Raw genomic sequence first — 24,188 nt, forward strand, 5'->3', positions numbered from 1 at the left:
CTTTAATTATTTGCTGTCAATTTTTCAATGACTATTAGTGTTTGATTATATTGATTTATATAATCCAGATATTTTGTTTGTATAGTTAAAGCCCTATTAAGACCTTGAACATACTCAATGTATTCAATTTCACCTTCTTGAAAACCTCGTTGTGAACTTTTTAATAACAATTCAACTTGTGGTAATGCGTTAATACGATAAAAATTCATGTTCTCATGGCACACCTTTAATCTTTCAAAAGCACTTTGTAATTCTGATTTGGTGTAACTGGTTACAGCCTCTAGTTGAGATTCTACCTCCATTTTATGAATTTTAGCTGCTTTAATTTTTGATGTGTGTCCATTAAAAAAAACAGGAATACTTAACCCTAGTTGCACACCAGTAAAACGATTCCCTGAATCGAATACAGTCGGCATGCCATTGGCAGTTTCACCATTACCAATAAACGATTGATTAAAATAACCCAAAGTAATATCAGGAAGCATTTTTGCTGACTGAACTAAACTTTCTTTATCAGCGACTTCTACTTTTGATTTATAATATGAAACCATAGGATTATTAGATACAGATATATTATCATTCAAATCATCTGAGAATAATGTAGAAATGATTTCTAATTTCCCAACATTAATATCTACCAAACTGTCCGATTGTATTAAGTTTTGTAATAGTAGCTGATATGTTTTCATTTCAGAACTATTTTCCTTCAACCCTATTTTAATACCTGCTAATTCAGCATTGGCAGTTGCTTGTTCTAAAGCATTACTTTCACCAGTTTTAAAACGTAAATTTGCTGCATATTGGAATTTTTCAAATATGCTATCCTGTTGCCTCAACAAATTTTGTTTGCTTTTTAAGTACCAAAGCTGATAATAGGCAGACTTTATTTGAGCTACTAACTCATTTATAACGACCTCTTGATTAAACTCACTTGATGCTATTTTTGCTTTTGATAATTTATTTTGATTGCTGTAAAGTGTAGGAAAAGCAAAGGTTTGACTTACACTAAAACGTGTGTCATTATCTGCAATACTATTGGTTTGACCATATTCCACACCAAACTCTGTTTTTGGAACATCGAAACTTGCTCCCTTTAGAGCTTGCTCTTGTTCTGTTTGTAGTTTTGATATTTTAATGTTTGGATTATTCTTTAATGCTATTTCAATAACAGTTTCAAGTTTATCAAACGCTTTTACATTTTGTGTTGTCTGTGCATTAACAGAAACCACACTTGCAAAAAAGACAAAAAGCAACATCATTACTGTTTTATTTGTTTTCATTTTTATTTTATTTTCTGAATAATAGTAGAGAATTGGCAACACAACTAAAGTTAAAAAAGTGGCGGTAATTAAACCACCAATAACAACAGTCGCTAAAGGACGCTGTACCTCTGCACCAGAAGTTTGAGAAATTGCCATTGGTAAAAACCCTAAAGATGCTACAGTAGCTGTCATTATTACTGGACGTAAACGTGTTTTAGTACCTTGATAAATACGTTCAAAAACATCTGAAACACCATCTTTTTTAAGACGATTAAATTCAGCTATCAATACAATGCCATTTAAAACTGCAACACCAAACAAGGCAATAAATCCAACTCCTGCCGAAATACTAAAAGGTAAATCTCGCAACCAAAGTGCAAAAACACCACCAATAGCAGATAATGGAATGGCAGTAAAAATTAAAACACCTTGCTTAATAGAACCAAAAGTGAAATACAACAGAATAAAAATAAGTAGCAAAGCCATTGGCACAGCAATTGACAAACGTTGTCTTGCTTCAACCAAGTTCTCAAATTGACCACCATAACTAATACTATAGCCAGGTGCTAAATTGACTTGACTTTCTATTTTTTTACTGATTTCATCTACAACACTTTCTACATCACGATTTCGTACATTAAACGCTGTAATAATTCTTCTTCGAGTATCATCGCGTTGTATTTGATATGGACCATCAATAATTGAAACATTTGCTACTTGCTGTAACGGTATCTGTTGTCCTTTAGCCCCATTAATGTATAAGTTTTGGACATCGGAAAGATTTGTTCTATGGTCGCCTTCCAAACGTACAACCAAATCAAATTGTTTTTCTCCTTCATAAACCAATCCAGATGATGCACCTGCAAACGCTGCTTGAATGGTATTATTTACAGATTTTATATCTAAACCATATTTTGCCAATTGTGCTCTATTATAATCAATTACAATTTGTGGCACACCAGTAACCTCCTCAATGTAAATATCTACTGCACCATTAACCGTTCCTGCTATTTTACCTATTTGGTTAGCATACTTTGATAATTGGTCTAAATCTTCACCATAGATTTTAACAGCAACATCTTGACGTACACCAGTCATTAACTCATTAAAACGCATTTGTATTGGTTGCTGAAATCCGAAAGTAACTCCTGGAATTACCTCTAAAGCTTTAGCCATCTTATTAGCCAACTCCTCTCTGCTGAAAGCTGAAGTCCATTCTGATTTATCCTTAAGAATAATCATTAAATCTGCGGCTTCAATTGGCATTGGATCTGTTGGAATTTCACCAGAACCTATTTTTGAAACTACTTGTAATACTTCTGGGAAATTATCTAATAATATTTTTTCAGCCTTTGTTGTTGCTTTTATCGTATTGCTTAATGAACTTCCTGTCATTACTCTTGTTTCGACAGCAAAATCTCCTTCTTCTAATGTTGGAATAAACTCGCCTCCTAAACTTCTAAACACCATAAAAGCAATAACAAACAACACTACAGTTATTCCAACAACTATAGTTCGTGTATGCATTGCCCTTTTAAGAATAGGTTGGTAGATTCGGTAAAAGAAATCCATGATTTTATCAGAGATATTCTTTTTGTGGTTTGTGTTCTTGCTTAACACCAACGCTGACATCATAGGTATATAAGTTAAAGACAAAATAAAAGCTCCTAATATGGCAAAACTTACCGTTTGTGCCATTGGTCCAAACATTTTACCCTCAGTACCAACTAAAGCCAAGATAGGCAAGTACACAATAAGAATTATTATTTCTCCAAATGCGGCAGAATTTCTAATTTTACTAGCAGATTGAAATACCTCCTCGTCCATTTCTGGTTGTGTGAGTTTTCGTTTTAGCTTCATACTACCTAAATGGAATAAGGTAGCTTCAACAATAATAACTGCTCCATCAACTATTAGCCCAAAATCAATAGCTCCAAGACTCATTAAATTTGCTGAAACACCAAAGAGATGCATCATACTAAAAGCAAATAATAATGCTAATGGTATTACAGAAGCTGTAATTAACCCTGCTCTCCAATTACCTAATAGTAACAATAAAATAAAAATAACTATAAGCGCACCTTCAATAAGGTTTGTGGTTACAGTGCCAATTGCGTTGTTAACCAATTTAGTTCTATCTAAAAAAGGCTCAATCACTACACCTTCTGGCAATGTTTTGCTAATGGTTGCAATTTTATTTTTAACATCTGCAATTACTTGTGCAGAATTTGCACCTTTCAACATCATTACAATAGCACTAACAACTTCACCTTCACCATTTCGTGTTGTTGCACCATAACGAATTGCTGAGCCTATTTGCACATTGGCTACATCGCTAATTAAAACTGGAGTTCCATTTTCGGATTGTTTAACTAAAATGTTTTCAATATCTCTAATTGAGCCTACTAATCCTTCACTTCTAATAAAAAGGGCTTTATCATTTTTTTCGATGTATGCACCTCCAGTATTTTGATTATTATTCTCTAAAGCATCAAAAATTTCAGAAATTGAAACTTGCATTGCATTTAAACGTTCGGGGCTAATAGCTATTTCAAACTGTTTTAAATAGCCTCCAAAACTACTAACATCGGCAACGCCCTTGGTTCCTAAAAGCTGTCTTTTAACAACCCAATCTTGAATAGTTCGTAATTGAACAGCATCGTATTTATCTTCATAACCTGGTTTTGTTGTGACCACATATTGGTAAATTTCACCAAGACCAGTAGTTAAAGGTGCTATACCTGGTTTTCCTATACCCTCTGGTATTCGAGATTGGGCATCTGCAAGACGTTCGTTTACTTGTTGTCTTGCCCAATAAACATCAACATCTTCTTCAAAAACTATAGTAACAACAGATAAACCGAAACGCGAAAAGGAACGAATTTCATCTATTTGTGGAATAGTTGCCATAGTAATTTCAACTGGAAAGGTTATTAAACGTTCAACCTCTTGTGCTGCAAGTGTTGGTGAGTTGGTAATAACTTGTACTTGATTGTTGGTGATGTCTGGAACTGCATCAACAGGTAGTTGTTTTAGCGAATAAACTCCTGCAACAATCAAGGCTAAAGTAAGTAATCCTATAACTAATTTGTGTGTTATAGAATACCTAATAATATTATTAAGCATATAAATTGATTTAAAAATGTTCGTAAAAATTTAGTCTTTTTAAAGTATGTAGACTACAAATACACATGCTCCTAAAATTGTAGGAACAATCATTTTTAAATTCTAGGTGGCTGAAATAAAGTATCTAAATAAGTTGAAGTATGGGATACTTTATAATAATCAAATTTTATAATATTTTTAAAATTAACAGGCTCTATAACAAATTGAGATTGTTGCACAAAAAAGAATGTAACATGGCTACATTGATGTGAGTTTTGCACAGGTACATCATGATGGTTTGAGTTTTCATGATGCTTCTCTGCATTTCCATCATTATTTATATATTCCTTTATTACAAAATCCAACAACGTATCACCATCAAATGTTTTATGCTCTTGATAATGTGAATAGACTGCTGCAATTTTTTGAAATTCACATCCCAAGTCTATGTTAGGCATAGCTGCCTGAAACATAAATAGTATTGACATTGATATAGATGTGATTAACTTCATAACAAGTACAAAGATATAAATTATTTAATGCAATGGTTGTGCAAAATTAAGTACCAAAAAAAGCGCTCTTTTTTTAATAAGCATGCTCATCAACTTTATCTAATTTGTCTTCTTATTGTTAAGACCAAAAAATTAAAATCAATAACTATTTTTTGGTCTTACTATCTTTTGGACTTAAAGATGTAGACGGCTTTTGCATAGATAATGAGGTTCTTACCTAGTGTTCAATTCATCTCATAAGTAGACATCATACTTTTCAAGTTTTTCAAATAGACCTAAAATGTTTTCAATGATTTCATCCATAAATTTTTTGTCATCGAATACCAAATGATAATAAACTATATTCCTATCCTTCTTCAATAATTTATATTTTCCTTTGGAAAAGGATTTTAGAGTACTATATTTCCTAATTTCATCACTAAAAACTATACAGTTATTGTGTACAATGCAATTCCTAACTCTACGTAAATTATTTATGTATGACCAATGAGGCTCTAATTCTTTAATATCAACTTTAGCTGCTTTTATTAAAAATAACTTTGCTTTTTCAAACTCACTATTACCACGTAAATCATTTAAACCAAACTCTTTTTTGTGCATTAAACAATAAGAATTACACACATCTTGAATGGTGCGCTCTACAAAAGAAAACAATTGTGTAATCATTGAAGCCCTGAAACTTTGTACAAAATCTTTATCAATCTCGATTACTTTTTCAACCAAGGCATCCTGTAAATGGTTTAAATAATCATCAGCATACTTTTTAGGTTCAGCTTCAATTTTTGACATTATTTCAGTATACTCCTTTTCATGATAGGTTAAGGAATTATCGAAATGGTCTTCAACAAACTTTGCATAATTCCGAAAAGTTTGTAACTCCAAGTCCAAAAAAAAGATATTATTATCTTTTCTAAAATTTGAAAATGCATTTATTCTTGACATCTATTTAATACTCAAAGTTTCAACTAAATTTTTAAGTTCTTCCATGTCTGATAATGGGATAAAATCTCCTACTGTTTTATTTGCAAAAACACCATTTGCTATTTCAATCTTTTTTAACATCGGCAGTATATAATTAAGGTAATGGGTAAAATAGGTATGAACATCTGATTTGTTTACAGCTAACTTATACCCACTAGTACTCGATGATGAAACTATAATTATTCCCTTAAACCTTAATTCTTTAACGATTATACGTAAATTTTCTATAGAAAGTTCTTTACCACTATTGTATTTTAAGGCATTAGTAATCTCATATGTTTGAGCATACTTAAACGGAAGAACTTTTTGATGCCAAAGCAAATAATCAAGTACAGCCTTAAAAATATCATCAGCAATTTCATCATAAATTTTAATTGCATCATTACGAACAATTTCATAAACTTCTGAATCGATTTGCTTTTCTGGATTAACAACAAAGGTTTTATTGTCAAATTTATCAGGAAAGAAAATAATATTTGGTGTTACTGGTTTTAAAGTATAGAATATATCCTCACTATTGTTAGACATAAATGAAGCATTAAAAACTCTACCATAAGAACCCGCTACAAAATCTGCTAATTGGATAAGTGGTTCCTCTTTATCATCTGAAATATGATATTGCTCAAAAAAATTGTTTTGATAATTTTGTTTGATATAATTTTTTAGTTCACTACTATATTTATCACTAATCAAATTATCCATAAAAATCTCAAACTCGGAAAAGTTATTGTTGATTTGAGAAACAAAAATCCCTCTAAAATATTTGTAGAAGACATCTTTAAATCTTAAACCTCCTGTATCCTTTGATAATTTTTCCTTATCAACAACAAGTAGATAAATAATGAAGTTTAGATTTTTAATCAAATACTCTAATATTTCAATTCTTTTCGTTTCATCCTTTAAAACTCTTGAATTTGATTTAATAGGTTTACCATAAAAAAAGTTCTGACTTATATTATCTCGTACTTCTCTTGCCTTATCTAAATTCGATTCTTTTACCACTATCGCAGCATAAACAAAATGAGTAATGTTTTTTACATCATTTTGATTTAATGTTGAAGTACCAAACTCATCGCCAAATATGTAGACTTTCTCACTCATTTAACTGTTTTTTTACAATATCCCTTTCTTCCTCTGTTAAGCCATATAAATTATAAACCATGTTATCAATCTCCCTTTCTATTTGGGTGATTTGAGTTTGTAACTCTTGGGCTTTTTTCTTGCTGTCTTCAAATAATTCTAACCACTCAAACTCGTCTTTTTTGGAGAGTGGTTTACCGTCTGCTTTTTTAATTGCCTTGTTAAGTTCTCTTATAAAGTCTGCAAAATCTAATTCATGCCAGTTTTCAAGTTTGCGGTTAAATTTGCTCTCTGTCGTTTTAGCTGAAATGAATTTCAGGAAAGATTGGATTATTGAATTTAATAAATCGTAAGACTTAATTAATTTAATAGAGTTTTCCTCAATTTTAATACCTTCTTTTTCTAAAACATTTTTTACAATTGGTAAACTCTTTATATCCTTTGGATTAAGTTTCGGAAATGTCTTTTTACCAAAATTTGAAACTTTTAATGATGCGTACCAACTTATCAAAGTTGAATTAACTAAAGCTAGTATTCTAAAAATCACAGATTTCTCATACTCTGAAGAAAGCAAAAAGGGGGTAACACTATGTCCATAATAATATTTTTCTTCAACAAAGGCACATTGTATTCTTTTGTTCTGACCAGGCACTTCTCTAAATAATAATCTTGGTCCTACAAAATATTTCAGTTCACGAGGAGATGCTAACCAATCTCCATATTGTAACCATTCTTCTCCTTCAACAAAATAATATCTGGAAATATTCTTTCCATCAAGCCAAATTCCACAAGTTTCATCTACCTTTTTGGAATGGTGATAAGCCCGAGATTTTATTATTTCTTTTGACTGCCCTTTATAACTATCATATGGTGTAAGTCCCTGAATAGCTGAACCTATATCACCTAATAAAATGGAAGATTTCTTTATTTTATTAATTATTAATTCGGAAATTGGATTTATTTCGTAATCAAATATTAAGTTTACATCCTTTCTCCATCTATCAAGATTATAACCCCAATCTAAACCAACCTCTTGAATTATTTTTATGTTTCCTTTTTCTTTAAAAGACTTGGAAATAGTCGCTACTACACTATTAACTTTAACGTCTTGAAACACATCTTCTCCACAAAATTTAAACTCAACAGGAGTTGAATTAATATTTATAAAATTTCTGATGTTAAATGACTTATCTAATCTTAAAAACAACTCTGGTGTTATATAAGAGAGAATACCATTTTGTTTTAGAATTTCAATCCCCTTTTCATAAAAGTATAGATAGCTTTCAAATTTGTATTGATAACTATTATAATTATTCTCTATATATTCTTTTTCTTTTTTATCAAAACTTGCTCCATAAGGCGGATTACCAATTACTACATCAAAACCTCCTTTTGAGAATATTTGCGAGAACTCGGTTTGCCAATTAAAGGCTTTATCGCCTGCTACGGTTTTACTATCAATTAAACTATTACCACATTTAATATTGTTGCTTAAATCGTTAAGTTTGCGTCGTGGTTGTGCGGTACGCAACCAAAGGGATAGTTTGGCAATTTCAACAGACTCTTCATTAAGGTCTACACCATAAATATTGTTTTCTAAAATGGTATTTTCAATATCGCTTAAAATTAAGCCACCACCCAATACTTTAGCTTTTAATTCATCGATATAACGGTGTTCTTTTATTAAAAAATCTAAGGCTTGGTTTAAGAATGCTCCAGAGCCACAAGCTGGGTCACAAATAGTTATTTGTAGGAGCCAAGTTCTATAGCTATCTAACACCTCTAACAATTGTTTTTTAGTGTTTTGGTGTGTACCTTTTTTAAGCTCAAAATAGGCTTCTTCTTTAAAGCCAAGTGCTTCTTTTTTCTCTTGGCAGAGTTTACCAACAGTATTTTCTACTATGTATTTAGTAATGTATTTTGGGGTGTAGAATACACCATCTTTTTTTCGTTTGCTTTTTTGTTTATCGAACTCACCACCTTCAATTTCTGCATTTACGCTTTCTATTTCGTTAAGTGAGTTTTCAAAAATATGACCTAAAATATTAACATCTACTTGACTGCTAAAATCGTATTTAGCGAGTTTGTAAGTGTGTTTATAAAGCAACTCATCATCTATTTCTAAACTATCGAGAATAGTATCTGGCTTAAACAAACCACCATTGTAGGCATAAATTTCTGCCCTTGAGGTTGTGCCTTTTCTACCTTCGTCTAAAAAATGAAAGTATTGTTTAAAGAGGTTGTATAGTGGGCGTTCGTCACCAAAGTCGATGTCTGCTTTCCACTTGTCTAAAATTTGTATAGTTGAGTTTGGTGGTAATAGGTCTCTATCTTCTGCAAAGAAGATAAACAAGAAACGGTCTATAAGTTTTTGCGATTTTTTGAACAGAGACAGTTTGACGTTTTTTTCGAGTGCTTTTTGGTCGTCTTTTTCTTGAGACATATCAACTGAACTCGAAGTAACTGTATTTTGTTTTAGGCGTTTGGCGTTACGTTTTACCAAGTCTCTAAAGAGTTCGCGTTTAAATACTGAATAATCGTTATAAAACTGCTTGGTAATTTTATCTTCTTCTACTAAGGAGGCTTCTTTAATAGTAAGTGGCAGATTGTTAAGAATATTGTCTTTTTGGAGACATAGGTACATTAAGGCAAATTCTTCTGGTGCTAATTGAAACAAATTAAACTCTAAAAACTCGGTAGCATCGTTGATATAAAATCGCAATTTTTCAAAATTGGATGTAATGACATATACACAGCCTTTTTGATTAGCTTTATAATCGAATGCTTGTTTACGAATACTCTCTAAATCTTTGGTGTTAGTCCCTTTTAACTCTATAACTCCTATGGCGTTTCCTTTGCTTAAAATAGCGCCATCTGCTTTACCTGCTCCTTTTTGGTTTTTAAACTCTGTAGTTATATTAAAGTTAGGCTTTGGGTTAAGTGTATAATCCAAGATGTTTACAAACAACTCGTCCAAAAACTTGGCTTGGTATTGTTCCTCATTAGAGTTTTTAATATTTTCTTGAATTGTGAGGTTGTGGAAATACTTTATGTATTTTTTATAGGCACGTTCTACTATGTTACTATCTTGTTGTGCTAAATATGTTTTTAATACTGATGTTTGGAATAATGCCATAGTTTTTGTTACCAATACTGTGATTGGATAAAAATAACAATTCTATTGGTAATTTTACTGTATGCATTTATTAATTGTTTAAAAAGGAAACTTGTTAATTTTATAATTTTTCAACATCATTTTTAGTTCATTCAATTCATTTTTTAAAGCTGCAACATCACCTTTAGTTGCTGGCAAACTGTTAGGAGCAAATAATAATTTAGCACCATTAACTGCTGTGGTTGCTGCTATAGCCCCAAGAGCTGAATTAGTTACTGAAGTAACGTTAACTTTATTCATTTTTTGCACTCTTTCTTCTAACGATGTAATAGACTCATTTAATTGATGTTTTGTAGGTGCAGGTAAACTTAACTGATTATTATTTTCTGTTTTTTGATAATGACCAGTAATATATTTATAGTTGTTTCTTTTATAACTAGCCATAGTTTTACAACTATTATTACAATACATGTGGTTCCTTCGTCTAGGAGTAAACGTTTCGTTACAATTTTTGCAGTATTTGGTATTATTCATATTGTTTTGGGTTTTAATACGTTAAATAAAGTTTAATTTAACCTTTTATCTTCTTAAACTCTTTCCTTTAAATTCAACTATGTTAAACATTTCAAAGAAACGATCATGTAACCTTCCACCATATCTAATACCTAAATCACATAAAGTTTTATCAACACTACTTTCAGAATTTGTATGATTGCATGTCACATAAGTTATGTGGTTATTTTCATTTTGATTAAATAGTATTTCTTCGATAACATCACAACTACCATAGTTACTTGCAATGCGTTCTGAATTTATATCGTCAATAAATAATCTTGGTCTAGCTATTTTATCCATCATATAACTTTTATCAAATGGAGTAATACATGCTTCATACTTACTAACTAATTCTTTAGCTCCATATCTTTTAAATCTTAAGCACCTAGAGTCATTAAATATTTTCTCAAACACCTTAAAATAAGCTGTTTTACCTATACCGTATCCACCTAGTACCAATAAGCCTTTTTTAAACGTTGGGTTACTTAAACTTGATATTAAATTATTACAATTAAAAAATTCATTATCTCTTAAAAAATAACAAAATAAGATTTTAATATTATTTATATTTTCATCGGACTTAATAAAGTTAACCCCATACATAAACTTAAATTCTTTGAGAAACAAAATCCAAAGCTCTTGCTTATTGAAAATAGGTTGGTGTTGTTTTTCTTGTATTGGCAAATCGTTATTTAACTTTTGAATATGAAAATTTTTAACGAGTTTACTTATTGGCTGTGATTGGTTAAGTCTCATAAATTATTTGGTTATCTATTGGTATGAAATTCAGGTTCGATTTTATTATTTTTTTTGGTAGTTCTTTCGTTAGCTTTCCATTTCTCTAACCTTTTTTTAATTTCAAAAAATTTTTCTTCTTCAAATCGCATTTTTGTTTTAACTACGTTTAGCTCACTCCAGTATTCAAAAAAATTTTCTAAAATTTTAATATTAAATTGAGAGTGTAAAAAAACTTCTTCTCTAAATCTATTTTTTTTATTTAGTATGTTATTATTAGTATTAGTAGTTGCTATTTGATTGTCATTAGTTTGAGAATTGCTTGAGAATTGTCTGTTATTTTGTTTGTCAGTAAGCATGCTATTTAGCTTGTCATTTTCTTTATCAATCGACTGTGAAATAAAATCTTCGATTTTTAACAAACCAATTTTAGTAAATGACGTGGTTGTTTCTATATAAATATCATTAGTAGACTCTAACTTTGATAATGCTGTTCTAACTTTACTGATTGTCAAACCTGTTTCAATAGCAAGTTTTTCATAAGAAGTAACAAACTGACCCTTATCTATAAATACACCTTGCCACTTTTTTTGGCTATAATTTACTTTTATAAGGCAATGTAAAAATACTTTGCAGGTATTAACATCAGTATACCATTCCCAATCAACAAAATCTCGATAAAGCATTATAAATCCAGTTTTAACCATGAAATTCTTGTTTTATAAGTTTTTCATTAATATCACTTCTCTTAATGTAAACTCGATTACCTAGACGATAGCTGGGTATAATCCCTTCTTTTCTCCAATTCCAAAGAGTTTGATTAGAGCATTTTAAAATAATTAGGGCTTCTTCTAAAGTTAAGAGGTCAACTTCTTCTGCTTTTGAAGGTTTGTACTTATCAAAAAACTCCTGTAACTTGCTATTAACACCATTTAGGATGTTGTCGGCAAGTTCTTCAGGAGTAATCTGATAGAAGTGTAATGGGCTTGATTTCATTTTATGATATTTTAGATTTATATTCACAAAATTACTTTGTTACCCAGAAAATTATAGAATTTCAGTGTTTACATCAGTTTATAAACAGCAGCAAAAATTAAGTTAAATTTGCAGGAGGTATAAAAAAATTAACATTATCAAATTTATCTTTTGCCCCTTTATATCGTTTATTTCCAGGGCTAAGATATATTTCAATTGAACTTGGAGATTCACACTCTTTAATATCAAAAACTTCATAAAGTTCCCTAGCTAATTTACGATAGTTCACCTCTCCATTTCGAGTATCAGCATCCAAATATCCTTGTAAAATTAATTCCTGAATGATTATAGCGAGTTGAGATGGTCCTGCCACCCATTTTAACGGTCTTTTTTCATTTTTTCCTTTATAATCTAAAATAAACTCATTTATGATTTTAATTTTTAATTTAAACTCATTCTGTTTTCTAAATAAAAGTGTTTGATGAAACATCAAAGAGAAGTCAAAATCATAATTCTGGATTACACCTTCACTAATTGAGAAGCCATCTTCTAAAAGCTCCTCATTATAATAACCTCTTTCTTCCAAGCTAAAACATGCATTATCAATTATTTCTTCTATTTTGGGTATTACCTCGAACTCAAGAACCGAGTAATAAAGCTCTGGATTATTACAGAAATCGTAATGATGCTGTAAAAAAGCACGAAGTTCTATAGTTTTTGTCTCAAAGAGTAAAGTTCTAATGAAATACTTAAAATAAAAATCATCAATCAATCTTGGTTCAAAGTGGTTGTAATTTTTAAGATTGAACTTATAATCATTCTCGTTTTGATTTAAACATGATTTTTCCTCTATTGCAAATGCATCTTTGTAATTCATATATTGCTTTAATTTTAATAATCTAATTTTTAAAAAATGAACTTTCGGCTATTTTTACTGCTCGTTCTTGTGGTGTAACTTTAATGTATTTGTAAAATTCTCGCTCTGTAGAATGTCCGCTGATAGCCATTATATCAATTACAGGCATTTTGGACAAATAAGCATTAGTACAAAATGATCTTCTAGCAGTATGTGAAACAATAAGAGTGTTTTTTGGCACTGATTTAGTTTCATTTTTTCCACCTATAGTTTTTTGAATTGTTATAAGCTCTGTAATTTCAGCTATTCGACCAGCTTCTTTAATATATTCATTTATATCAGGGTCATTTAACTTTCGAGGTGGTTTTCCATTATACCTTTTGTCCATTATAGCTCTTACACGATGGTGAATAGGAACATAAACATGTTTACTAGTCTTTTTCTGTTTAAACTGAAATACTTCACGTCCATCAAATTTTTTTATTTGCTCTTCAACAATACCGTTATAATCAGAAACTCTTTGTCCAGTATAATAACCAATTAAAAATATATCTCGTGCCAATTCCCAATCAGGAGTTTTAGACAAATCCACATTATACAATGCATCTATCTCTGACTCTGTTAAATAAATTGAAACCGTTTCTTCTGAAATTGATTTAAATTCTCTATGCTTATATTTAAGATTTGTATTTATGCCTTCTTCGGTTGCTCTGTTCATTATTGTAATCAAATTCTTGATATGTTTACCAATTGTATTAATAGAATAATTATTGCTCTCTAAGTATTGTATGAATGAATAGTAAAATTTCAAATCTATACTATCGAAATCTAAATTATACTTGATTTTTTTATTAAAATCTTTAAGGCGATTTACAGTTTGTTTATATGAACGTACAGTTACCGATGCAAGTTTTACTGAGTCAATATTTTTAGCTTGATTTTCTTTCGTTTTTATAAAATCATCAGCAAAGTCAAAAAAAGATGAAATAGGTTTAACTATTTCATAATCATTTCTAATAATCTTTGCAAGTAGAAGTTTTAAAATATCCTTATTTTGCTTTTCAAACTCATCTAAACTACTAACAGCGTCAATAAATTCGTAAGAAAATTTCAATAAATCACTATTTACTTTTTCCCTATTACTAATTGTTGAAACAGCTCTAATTCTTTGATTAATCTTATCCCAATTTTTTGGGTGAACTTTATAACCAGTAGCAAATTTTATACGATTATTTCTTCCAAAACTATAATCTAAAATTATTGACGTTTCTCCTTTTGCTTGAACATCTTTTATTCTATATTTAACCGTTCCAGAAGTAGATTGAATTGTATTATTCATAACATATAATGTTCTATTAATTATTTAAAGGGACAACATTAGGGACAACATAATATTTATTCATTGTTATAGCAATATTATAAAAATTACATCAAACTACCTATAAAATCAATAAACAAAAGGGATTAAATAAAATAAACTCAAATAAGATAAAATAGATTAATGCTAAAAGTAGTACTGGAGGCACCACCACTAAAAACCCGAACAATTTGTTCGGGTTTTTTGGTTTTATATATATTTGATTTTTTTCTGTAATCATTTTGTTTTTACTCCGACAGAAAACTGTATCTTCAATTTTTTCGTAAGAATACTAACAAATCATTATACAATGCAAAAAACCTATTACGACCCAGCAGACCTTAGAAAATTTGGCAAAATATCAGATTGGAATGAAGAATTAGGAACAAAATTTTTCGAATATTATAATTCTGTTTTTAAAGAAGGTGCTTTATCTGAAAGAGAAAAATCTTTAATTGCTCTTGCTGTTGCGCATACCATTCAATGCCCATACTGTATTGATGCTTATACAGGAGATGGTTTACAAAGAGGCATTACAAAAGAAGAAATGATGGAGGCTCTACATGTAGGAGCAGCGATTAGAGGAGGTGCATCATTAGTGCATGGAGTACAAATGATGAATAAGGTCAACAAATTAGAAATGTAATTAAGTTCGAAGCAATAAAAATATAGCTTCTACAAACGATAACTCTTAAACTATAAATGATTAAGTCCCTACATAAACGCGAAAGCGAATTAGCAAACAGCAAAAGGCAAGTTGAAATTTTATCCAATGGTATTTTTCAAAGTGGCGACTTGCCAAAATTTAAAGACAAGATTTCTGAAACTAACCAATTTCCTTTAAAAGCAAAGAAATTAGAAATACTTCAGATTAATGTTGGCTATATGTGTAATCAGGTTTGTGAGCATTGCCATGTAGATGCTGGTCCAGACAGAAAAGAAATTATGACCAGAGAAACCATGAAACAATGTCTCGAAGTCATTAAAAATACTGGAGCTCACACGCTAGATTTAACTGGTGGAGCCCCAGAAATGAATCCAGATTTTCGTTGGTTTGTTGATGAAGCTTCAAAAGCAGGTATTAAAGATTTTATTGTTCGCTCAAACCTAACCATTATACGAGCTAATAAAAAATATCACGATTTACCAGAATTTTTCAAAAGTCATAATGTACATGTGGTAAGCTCTATGCCTCATTGGACTAAAGGTAAAACAGATAAGCAACGTGGTGATGGAGTTTTTGATAAATCTATAAAAGCGCTTCAAGACTTAAATGCCATTGGTTATGGTATGCCAAATAGTGATTTACGTTTAGATTTAGTGTATAATCCTTCAGGTGCATTTTTACCAGGAAATCAAGCAAGTTTAGAAAAAGAATTCAAAAAAGCCTTAATCGATGATTTTGGAATTCAGTTTCATAATCTGTTTGCCATTACCAATTTGCCAATTAGCCGATTTTTAGATTATTTAATTGCTTCGGAAAATTATGAAGACTACATGTATTCGCTGGTTGAAGCATACAACCCAGCTGCTGTTGCAAATGTGATGTGTACCAATACACTTTCGGTAAGTTGGGATGGATATTTATATGATTGCGATTTTAATCAGATGCTTAACTTACCTGTAAACAGTAAGGCTAAACACATATCTGAATATAATGAAGAACTTTTAGAAGGTAGAAACATTGTTATTTCACAACATTGTTATGGTTGTACTGCTGGAGCAGGAAGTAGTTGTCAAGGATCAGTTGCATAATTATGAAACAAGTTCTTTTTTGCATTTTTGCAATCCTATCATTTGTTGGGTTCTCTCAAGAAACCCTTTCTGAATTATTAACTATTCATAACACTAAAGGCATTCCTTACATCACAGTTCAAGAACTGGCAATGCCAAAAACAAAAGCCATTATTCTTGATGCTCGCGAACTTGAAGAATATAATGTAAGTCATATAAAAGAAGCCATTTTTGTTGGTTACAATAGTTTTCAGATTGATTTAGTTAAAAATAAACTACCAAATAAAAATGAAACTATAGTAGTGTACTGCTCGTTAGGAATTCGTTCAGAAAGCATTGCCAACAAACTCAAAAAAGCAGGTTACAATAATGTTTTTAACCTCTATGGAGGCATATTTGTATGGAAAAATAATAATTTTAAGGTTTATAATTCCGAAAGAAAAGAGACCGATAACATTCATGCTTTTTCCAAAGAATGGAGTAAATGGCTTTTAAAAGGAAATAAAGTGTATTAAATGGGCATACTTTCCACAAACAATACTAATAGCGACAACGAAATGGCAAAAGACTTCCATTTCCCAACGTCTAAAAAAGCGCTTATTATTTTTACTCGCAACCCAGAATTGGGCAAATGTAAAACACGTTTAGCAGCCAGTATTGGAGACGAATCAGCTTTAGAAATCTACAAGTATTTGCTACAGCATACAGCAAAATTATCAGAAAAAGTTAAGGCTGATAAATACGTATTTTATTCCGAAAGCATTAAACGCGAGGATATTTGGGACGCTACTATATTTAACAAAAAACTGCAACAAGGCAATGATTTAGGCGAACGTATGGAAAATGCGTTTACTGAATTATTCGAGTTGGGTTATGAAAAAGTAATTATTATTGGCAGCGATTTATTAGACTTATCATCAGATGATGTAAATGAAGCATTTGATTTTTTGAATGAAAATGACACAGTTATTGGTCCAGCCAAAGATGGAGGTTATTATTTGTTAGGCATGAAAAACATGCATTCAAAAGTCTTTAAAAACAAAGAATGGGGAACCTCAACTGTTTTAGAAAATACATTATCAGATTTAAAAGATAGCACAATTTCTATGCTTAAAGAATTAAATGATATTGATACCTTTGAGGATATGAAACATTACGAACAACTAAAGAAATTTTATAAAAATATATGATTAAATCAATCGTAGAAACCACAGAATATTTACAAAGTAAAGGTTTCGATTCACCAGAAATAGGCATTATTCTTGGCACTGGACTTGGGCAACTTACACACGAGATTGAAATTTTACACGAAGTTAGCTATAACCATATTCCAAACTTCCCAACTGCAACTGTTGAGTTTCATAAAGGCAAATTAATTTATGGCCTTATAGAAGGGAAAAAAGTTATTGTTATGCAAGGTCGTTTTCATATTTACGAAGGCTATACATTACAAGATGTTACGTATCCTGTTCGTGTAATGGAAAAACTAGGCATTCATACCTTATTAGTTTCTAATGCTGCAGGAGCAGTTAATCTTAATTTTAAAAAAGGTGAATTAATGCTTATCGATGATCACATAAATCTTCAAGGTAGTTCTCCTTTAGCATTTAAAGGTGTTGAGCATTTAGGCGAACGCTTTACAGATATGAGCGCACCTTATAATGCAGAAATCAATTCAAAATTTAAAGCTATAGCTAAAAACAAAGATATTACACTTCATGAAGGTGTATATGCAAGTGTTGTTGGTCCACAATTAGAAACTAGAGCTGAATACAGAATGCTTAAAATTATTGGTGCTGATGCTGTTGGAATGAGTACTGTTCCAGAAATTATAGTTGCTAATCATTTAAAATTAAAAGCAGCAGCTGTGTCAGTTATTACTGATGAGTGCGACCCAAGTAATCTGAAGCCTGTTGACATCGCTGAAATTATAGCAATGGCAGGAAAAGCTGAGCCGAATATGATTACATTATTTAAGGAATTGATAAAGACATTATAACTATGAGTTATTTAGAAACCACACACGACGTATACAAAGAAGCAGCCTTAACTCCAGATGTTGGATTATGCTGCACTACCAACCCAATTTGGGAATTACCAGGATTAAAAATTCCTCGTATAATGCAAGAAATGAATTATGGTTGCGGAAGCACAGTTCATGCTCGAGATTTAACCAACAATCCTAAAATGCTATATGTTGGTGTTGGTGGCGGAATGGAATTATTGCAATTCTCATATTTTAATCGTCAAAAAGGTGGTGTTATTGGTGTTGACGTTGTAGATGAAATGTTAGAGGCTTCTCGTAAAAATTTCATTGAAGCCGAAGTGCAAAACCCTTGGTTTAAAAGTGATTTTGTAGACCTTAAAAAAGGTGATGCTATGAATCTTCCTGTTGAAGATAATAGTATTGATGTTGCAGCTCAAAACTGTTTGTTTAATATTTTTAAAGCAGACGATTTAAAACAAGCTATTGCCGAAATGTATCGTGTGCTTAAACCACACGGAAGATTGGTTATGAGCGATCCAACTTGCGAGCAACCTATGAATGAAGCTCTTCGTAATGACGACAGACTTCGTGCTTTATGTTTAAGCGGAAGTTTACCAATTGCAGAATATGTAAAAATGCTTGCAGATGCTGGCTTTGGAACCATAGAAATTAGAGCTCGCAAACCATATCGAATTTTAGACCCAGTGCATTATCCTACTGATGAACTAATCTATATAGAATCTATTGAAGTAGCTGCTATAAAAGATCCAATGCCAAGTGATGGACCTTGTATCTTTACAGGAAAAGCTGCTATTTATTATGGAACAGAAGATTATTTTGATGATAAAGCTGGTCATGTTTTATTAAAAAATCAACCAATAGCAATTTGTGATAAAACAGCAAATGCATTGGCAAATTTAAATAGGAACGATATTTTTATAAGTGAATCTACTTATCACTATGATGGTGGAGGATGTTGCTAGACAATAATTGTTGTATTAAATTTTTAATCAATTGGAGAAATATATAGACATCATAAAAAATTCTTATTCAGGTTATTGGAATTACCTCAAACATGAGCTCATTTCAATTAATCATTGGGATAATTATTTTTATGGATTAATCATTATTTCAATATTAGTTTGGTTGTTAGAAATTGCTTTTCCATGGCGTAAAAACCAATCAATTTTTAGAAAAGATTTTTGGTTAGACACCTTTTATATGTTTTTCAATTTCTTTTTACTGAACTTAATCATCCTTATTGCCTTATCAAATACTGCTGCCGAATTTTTTAATGATATCCTCTCAATAGCAGGTTTAAATATTTCAAACCTTCAATTGTTTGATGTAGATAATATGCCTAAAGCTTTAGGTTTATTTATCTTTTTTATCATTAGTGATTTTGTGCAATGGAACACACATCGATTATTACATCGTGTGCCTTGGTTGTGGAATTTTCATAAAGTGCATCATAGTGTAAAAGAAATGGGCTTTGCTGCACACTTACGCTACCATTGGATGGAACCAATCGTATATAAATCACTATTATATATTCCAATAGCAATTATTGGAGGTTTTGATGCTCAAGATGTTGCTATTGTTTATTTCTTTGCCATTATTGTAGGGCATTTAAACCATGCTAATTTGGGTTGGGATTATGGTTTTTTAAAATATGTATTCAACAATCCGAAGATGCACATTTGGCATCATGCTAAAGAATTACCAAAACACGTAAGGTATGGCGTTAATTACGGACTAACTTTAAGTCTTTGGGATTACATTTTTAAGACCAATCATATTCCTCACGATGGAAGAGATATTGAACTTGGCTTTAAAGGAGATGAACAGTTTCCTAAAGATTTTATAGAACAGGAATTGTATCCAATAAAACTAAAAAATGAAGTTTAAAGCCTTAATTATTATTGCATTTGTATCACTAACAAGTTGTTTTTCTGCTAAAGGACTACCAATTAAAGAAACACCAGAAGATTCAAAAGAAAGCGTTGAAAAAGAAGATAGCGCTGCTGATGAACATAACACTAGTATGGACAATGTAACAGTTGATGTTACTGCTGAAGATATTCAAATAGACAAACAAATTGACGAGCCTAAAGTTGATCATTCTGCTTGGGATGATTTACTAAAAAAATACGTTGCAGATAATGGCGATGTTAGTTATAAAGGCTTTAAAAAAGATATTCAATCGCTTAATGATTATGTTAATTATTTAGCAACTCAAATCCCTTCAGAAAGCTGGACATTAAATGAGCAATTAGCTTACTTTATTAATGTTTATAATGCTAATACTATCAAACTAATTGCAGATAATTATCCAACAAAAAGCATTAAGGACATTAACAATCCTTGGCTGAAGAACCGAATAAAAATCGGTAAAGAAGACTATTCTTTAGCTGATATTGAGAATGGTATTTTACGTAAAATGAACGAACCGAGAATTCATTTTGCAATTAATTGCGCTTCGTTTTCTTGTCCAAAATTGTTGAATACTGCATACACTACAAACAATGTACAAGAATTGATGGAACGTGCCACTCGTGAGTTTATCAATAATGATTCAAAAAACAAGTTAGAAAGAGATGAAGTGAAAATTTCAGAAATTTTTAAATGGTATAAAAGCGACTTTACTCAAAATAGCTCTGTGATTGACTATATCAATCAATATTCTGATATAAACATATTTCCTAATGCAAAAATCAATTATATCAATTATGATTGGAGTTTGAACGAGCAAAACTAAAAACCCCGTTTTTACGTATAAATTTACATGATAAGTATTGTTATTCCTGTTTTTAACGAAGAAAATAACATTGGCAAATTGCTTGAGCATTTGTTTGATAACTCATCATCTAAAAACATTTCTGAAATACTAGTTGTTGATGGTGGCAGTACAGATGGTTCGCAGCAAATAATTAAAAAAGTAATCTCTGTCACCTCGAGCGCAGTCGAAAAGTCTCAAAAAAAAGGTCTCGACTGCGCTCGACCAGACATAGTTCTGTTAAATTCACCAAAAGGTCGAGCAAAACAAATGAATTTTGGCGCAAAACATGCCACAGGAACTATTCTTTATTTTCTTCATGCCGATTCTTTTCCTCCTAAAAATTTTGACGAATTAATTATTAATGAAGTTAATAAAGGGCATCTGGCTGGTTGTTTCAGAATGGAGTTTGACAGTAATCATTTGTGGTTGCGACTAGCAAGCTGGTTAACGAAGTTTTGTTGGAGAGCTTGTCGTGGTGGAGATCAAAGTCAATTTATAACTAAAGATTTATTTAATGATATTGGTGGCTTTGATGAAAACTATATTGTTTACGAAGACAATATACTTATTAACGAGTTGTTTGCTAGAAAACAATTTGTCGTCATTCAAGAGAAAATATATTCGTCTGCAAGACTTTATGAAAAACATGGCGTTTGGAAACTTCAGTATCATTTTTTAGCAATTTATTTTAAAAAATGGTTTGGTGCTTCTGCTGAAGACATCTTCAAATACTACAAAAAACACATCGCTTAATATTTAGAATACTGTTTTCTTATGGTTTCTTCAGCAGGTTTGTTTTGAGGAGTAAATCGATTATTTTCTATTCCTCCAACAGATTCGTAATCGATAAACCATTTCCAAACAAAACCACCAGCAAACCATTCTTCGTCCCATAATTCATCAAACAAAGACTGTGTTAAAACAGATTGTGCTTCAAGATTTACTTTCCCATCTTCTCTATCAACTAACCAAGGTTTTACTCCTGCATAATCAATACTTCTATAGCCAAATTCGGTAAACAAAATTGGTTTTCTATAGGTGTCATAAAAACTTTTTAATAGTGTTTTATGCTTTTGCCACCCTTTCCTGCTTTCTGCTAATGTTGGTGTTTGTTCTTGACTTAAAGGAAAATAACCGTCAACACCTATATAATCTAACTCGTTCCAAAAAGGGGTTCTGTTAAACTCATTCCAATTTGCTGCATAAGTTAATTTGCCTTTATAAATAGTCTTTATTTCTTTAATTAATTGATGCCAATATTCAGGACGCTCATCTACAAACCCTTCTAACTCTGTTCCGATACAAAAAATATCTGCATTCATTTCTTGAGCAATTCTTGCAAACTCTAATATAAATTTAGAATACGTTTGTTCTAAAGTCTGCCAATCTTCTTCAGAACCCATTTTAATAAAACCTGTAAACTCTCCTCTTGAAACCCAAATTTGAGGTTTTAGCATAATCTTTATGCCTTTTTTATTTAAAGCACTTGCATATTGCTTTACTCCATCTTCAGTTTCACCAAACCATTGTCTTTTTCCACTATATATTATCTCTGGATGAGCTAAATCTCTAATAAACCCAAATGGCATTAAGGATGCATAATTAGCATTAAGCTTAACAACAGGATTTACATGTTTATCTGAAATTGAATCACCAGAAGCTACAAAACTAACACCATTAATTTTTTCTGGTTTTGGAACAGTCATAGAACAAGATGACATTAGTACAATAACACTTAACATTAAAAAAATTGTTCTCATAACTTATATTTAATGTTTAAATTTAAACAAAATGAAAAGACAAGGTTAAGGTTTTAACAAAACCTTCGACAAACTTTTCAACGACAACCAAAACACATGGAGCACATCGTCATTATTGGCAACGGAATTTCTGGCGTAACAACAGCCAGACATATCAGAAAACTTTCTGATAAAAAAATAACGATTATTTCTGCCGAAACTGAACACTTTTTTTCGCGTACTGCATTAATGTATGTGTATATGGGACACATGAAGTTTGAACACACCAAGCCTTATGAAGATTGGTTTTGGAAAAAGAATAGAATTGATTTAAAATTCGGTTTTGTATCTTCTATTGAAACTAAAAGTAAAACTATTTATTTTGAAAATAATGACTCTATTCAATATGATAAATTAGTTATAGCTACAGGAAGTAAATCGAATAAATTTGGCTGGCCTGGACAAGATTTAAAAGGTGTACAGGGTTTGTATCATAAACAAGATTTAGATAATCTTGAGGTATATGCTCCTAATAACAAAGTGTGCAAACGAGCAGTAATTGCAGGTGGTGGATTGATAGGTATTGAACTTGCTGAAATGCTAAACACTCGAAATATTCCTGTAACTTTTTTAGTAAGGGAGTCTAGTTTTTGGAATGGTGTTTTGCCAAAAGGCGAAAGCGAAATGATAAATCGTCATATTAAAAATCATCATATCGATTTGCGACTATCAACTAACTTAAAAGAGATAATTTCTGATGAAAATGGCAAAGTTAAATCTGTAATTATAGAAGAAACAGGAGAAGAAATTCCTTGTGATTTTGTTGGTTTAACGGCTGGAGTGAGTCCTAATATTGATTTCTTAAAAAATTCAGACATTGAAACCAATCGTGGTGTTCTGGTTAATCGCTATTTAGAAACCAATATAAAAGATGTATTTGCTATTGGTGATTGTGCAGAACAACGTGAAGCCATTGGTAATAGACGACTTATTGAAGCGGTTTGGTATACAGGACGAATGATGGGAGAAACTTTAGCACAAACCATTTGTGGAAACAAATTAGAATACAAACCAGGACATTGGTTTAACTCAGCAAAGTTTTTTGATATTGAGTATCAAACTTATGGTTGGGTTTTTTCCAAACCAAAAGAAGGTCACCAACATTTTCACTGGAAACATAATGACGATACTAAATGCATAACCATTGAGTTTGATTCTGAAACCAATGTGTTTTTAGGCATTAATACATTTGGTATTAGAATGCGTCACGAAGTCTTCGATAAATGGTTAACTGAAAAACGAACAGTTGATTATGTTATGCAACATTTAGTAGAAGCTAATTTCGACCCAGAATTTTATAAACATTTTGAAAAAGAAATACTATCAACATATAAAAGCCAATTGCAAACAGTATAA

At 31.1% G+C, this 24,188-nt stretch carries 22 protein-coding genes; 10 read left to right on the plus strand and 12 right to left on the minus strand.

Annotated features, from left to right (window positions below; all coding sequences use genetic code 11):
* Positions 1 to 2: 2 nt before the first annotated feature.
* The 11 genes from IEW41_RS04550 to IEW41_RS04600 all read right to left on the minus strand — a co-directional run bounded on the left by IEW41_RS04550 (position 3) and on the right by IEW41_RS04600 (position 14,515).
* On the minus strand, positions 3 to 4,388 hold the full coding sequence (locus tag IEW41_RS04550) for a CusA/CzcA family heavy metal efflux RND transporter (RefSeq protein ID WP_188605141.1): 4,386 nt from the start codon (positions 4,386 to 4,388) through the stop codon (positions 3 to 5).
* A 95-nt stretch (positions 4,389 to 4,483) separates the two neighbouring features.
* Positions 4,484 to 4,855 carry a hypothetical protein gene (locus IEW41_RS04555; RefSeq protein ID WP_188605142.1) on the minus strand — a complete coding sequence of 124 codons (372 nt, stop codon included), beginning with the start codon at positions 4,853 to 4,855 and terminating at the stop codon, positions 4,484 to 4,486.
* 258 nt (positions 4,856 to 5,113) lie between these two features.
* On the minus strand, positions 5,114 to 5,821 hold the full coding sequence (locus IEW41_RS04560) for a hypothetical protein (RefSeq protein WP_188605143.1): 708 nt from the start codon (positions 5,819 to 5,821) through the stop codon (positions 5,114 to 5,116).
* Complete coding sequence (locus IEW41_RS04565) at positions 5,822 to 6,961, minus strand: DUF3800 domain-containing protein (protein WP_188605144.1); 1,140 nt, start codon at positions 6,959 to 6,961, stop codon at positions 5,822 to 5,824.
* Positions 6,954 to 10,076, minus strand: a complete 3,123-nt coding sequence (locus IEW41_RS04570) for an Eco57I restriction-modification methylase domain-containing protein (protein WP_188605145.1) — start codon at positions 10,074 to 10,076, stop codon at positions 6,954 to 6,956. Before IEW41_RS04570 ends, IEW41_RS04565 begins: the two co-directional genes overlap by 8 nt.
* Positions 10,077 to 10,154: 78 nt before the next feature.
* Entirely contained in the window at positions 10,155 to 10,499 is a 345-nt protein-coding gene (locus IEW41_RS04575; RefSeq protein ID WP_188605146.1) for a hypothetical protein, read from the minus strand.
* Between the two features lie 135 nt (positions 10,500 to 10,634).
* Entirely contained in the window at positions 10,635 to 11,366 is a 732-nt protein-coding gene (locus tag IEW41_RS04580) for a hypothetical protein (RefSeq protein WP_188605147.1), read from the minus strand.
* An 11-nt stretch (positions 11,367 to 11,377) separates the two neighbouring features.
* Positions 11,378 to 12,052: a hypothetical protein gene (locus tag IEW41_RS04585; protein ID WP_188605148.1), complete on the minus strand. Its 675-nt coding sequence runs from the start codon at positions 12,050 to 12,052 to the stop codon at positions 11,378 to 11,380.
* Positions 12,045 to 12,341, minus strand: a complete 297-nt coding sequence (locus tag IEW41_RS04590) for a helix-turn-helix domain-containing protein (RefSeq protein ID WP_188605149.1) — start codon at positions 12,339 to 12,341, stop codon at positions 12,045 to 12,047. Before IEW41_RS04590 ends, IEW41_RS04585 begins: the two co-directional genes overlap by 8 nt.
* A gap of 97 nt (positions 12,342 to 12,438) precedes the next feature.
* Positions 12,439 to 13,197, minus strand: a complete 759-nt coding sequence (locus IEW41_RS04595) for a hypothetical protein (RefSeq protein ID WP_188605150.1) — start codon at positions 13,195 to 13,197, stop codon at positions 12,439 to 12,441.
* Between the two features lie 22 nt (positions 13,198 to 13,219).
* Positions 13,220 to 14,515, minus strand: a complete 1,296-nt coding sequence (locus IEW41_RS04600; protein ID WP_188605151.1) for a site-specific integrase — start codon at positions 14,513 to 14,515, stop codon at positions 13,220 to 13,222.
* Between the two features lie 328 nt (positions 14,516 to 14,843).
* Here IEW41_RS04600 and IEW41_RS04605 point away from each other — a divergent pair, with 328 nt between their 5' ends.
* Genes IEW41_RS04605 through IEW41_RS04645 form a run of 9 tightly spaced genes read left to right on the plus strand, consistent with a single transcriptional unit; the run spans position 14,844 to position 21,786 of the window.
* Positions 14,844 to 15,179, plus strand: a complete 336-nt coding sequence (locus tag IEW41_RS04605; protein WP_188605152.1) for an arsenosugar biosynthesis-associated peroxidase-like protein — start codon at positions 14,844 to 14,846, stop codon at positions 15,177 to 15,179.
* Between the two features lie 56 nt (positions 15,180 to 15,235).
* Positions 15,236 to 16,288, plus strand: coding sequence for an arsenosugar biosynthesis radical SAM (seleno)protein ArsS (gene arsS, locus IEW41_RS04610; protein WP_188605153.1), 1,053 nt, complete (start codon positions 15,236 to 15,238; stop codon positions 16,286 to 16,288).
* Positions 16,289 to 16,290: 2 nt separating this feature from the next.
* Entirely contained in the window at positions 16,291 to 16,782 is a 492-nt protein-coding gene (locus tag IEW41_RS04615) for a rhodanese-like domain-containing protein (protein WP_188605154.1), read from the plus strand.
* Positions 16,783 to 17,457, plus strand: a complete 675-nt coding sequence (locus tag IEW41_RS04620; RefSeq protein ID WP_188605155.1) for a TIGR04282 family arsenosugar biosynthesis glycosyltransferase — start codon at positions 16,783 to 16,785, stop codon at positions 17,455 to 17,457.
* Complete coding sequence (locus IEW41_RS04625; RefSeq protein ID WP_188605156.1) at positions 17,454 to 18,266, plus strand: purine-nucleoside phosphorylase; 813 nt, start codon at positions 17,454 to 17,456, stop codon at positions 18,264 to 18,266. Before IEW41_RS04620 ends, IEW41_RS04625 begins: the two co-directional genes overlap by 4 nt.
* Before the next feature lie 2 nt (positions 18,267 to 18,268).
* A complete protein-coding gene (gene arsM / locus IEW41_RS04630) occupies positions 18,269 to 19,237 on the plus strand; it encodes an arsenosugar biosynthesis arsenite methyltransferase ArsM (protein WP_188605157.1) in 969 nt (322 codons plus the stop codon).
* Between the two features lie 31 nt (positions 19,238 to 19,268).
* Positions 19,269 to 20,162 (plus strand): sterol desaturase family protein, encoded by an 894-nt coding sequence (locus IEW41_RS04635; protein WP_188605158.1) that lies wholly within the window; start codon positions 19,269 to 19,271, stop codon positions 20,160 to 20,162.
* Positions 20,152 to 21,012, plus strand: a complete 861-nt coding sequence (locus IEW41_RS04640) for a DUF547 domain-containing protein (RefSeq protein ID WP_229660164.1) — start codon at positions 20,152 to 20,154, stop codon at positions 21,010 to 21,012. Before IEW41_RS04635 ends, IEW41_RS04640 begins: the two co-directional genes overlap by 11 nt.
* Before the next feature lie 27 nt (positions 21,013 to 21,039).
* Positions 21,040 to 21,786, plus strand: coding sequence for a TIGR04283 family arsenosugar biosynthesis glycosyltransferase (locus IEW41_RS04645; protein WP_188605159.1), 747 nt, complete (start codon positions 21,040 to 21,042; stop codon positions 21,784 to 21,786).
* Here IEW41_RS04645 and IEW41_RS04650 read toward each other — a convergent pair.
* Positions 21,783 to 22,793, minus strand: a complete 1,011-nt coding sequence (locus tag IEW41_RS04650) for a glycoside hydrolase family 113 (protein WP_188605160.1) — start codon at positions 22,791 to 22,793, stop codon at positions 21,783 to 21,785. The genes IEW41_RS04645 and IEW41_RS04650 overlap by 4 nt on opposite strands.
* A 96-nt stretch (positions 22,794 to 22,889) precedes the next feature.
* Here IEW41_RS04650 and IEW41_RS04655 point away from each other — a divergent pair, with 96 nt between their 5' ends.
* Positions 22,890 to 24,188 (plus strand): NAD(P)/FAD-dependent oxidoreductase, encoded by a 1,299-nt coding sequence (locus IEW41_RS04655; protein ID WP_188605161.1) that lies wholly within the window; start codon positions 22,890 to 22,892, stop codon positions 24,186 to 24,188.

Source organism: Aquaticitalea lipolytica, from assembly GCF_014641635.1.
GTDB lineage: Bacteria > Bacteroidota > Bacteroidia > Flavobacteriales > Flavobacteriaceae > Aquaticitalea > Aquaticitalea lipolytica.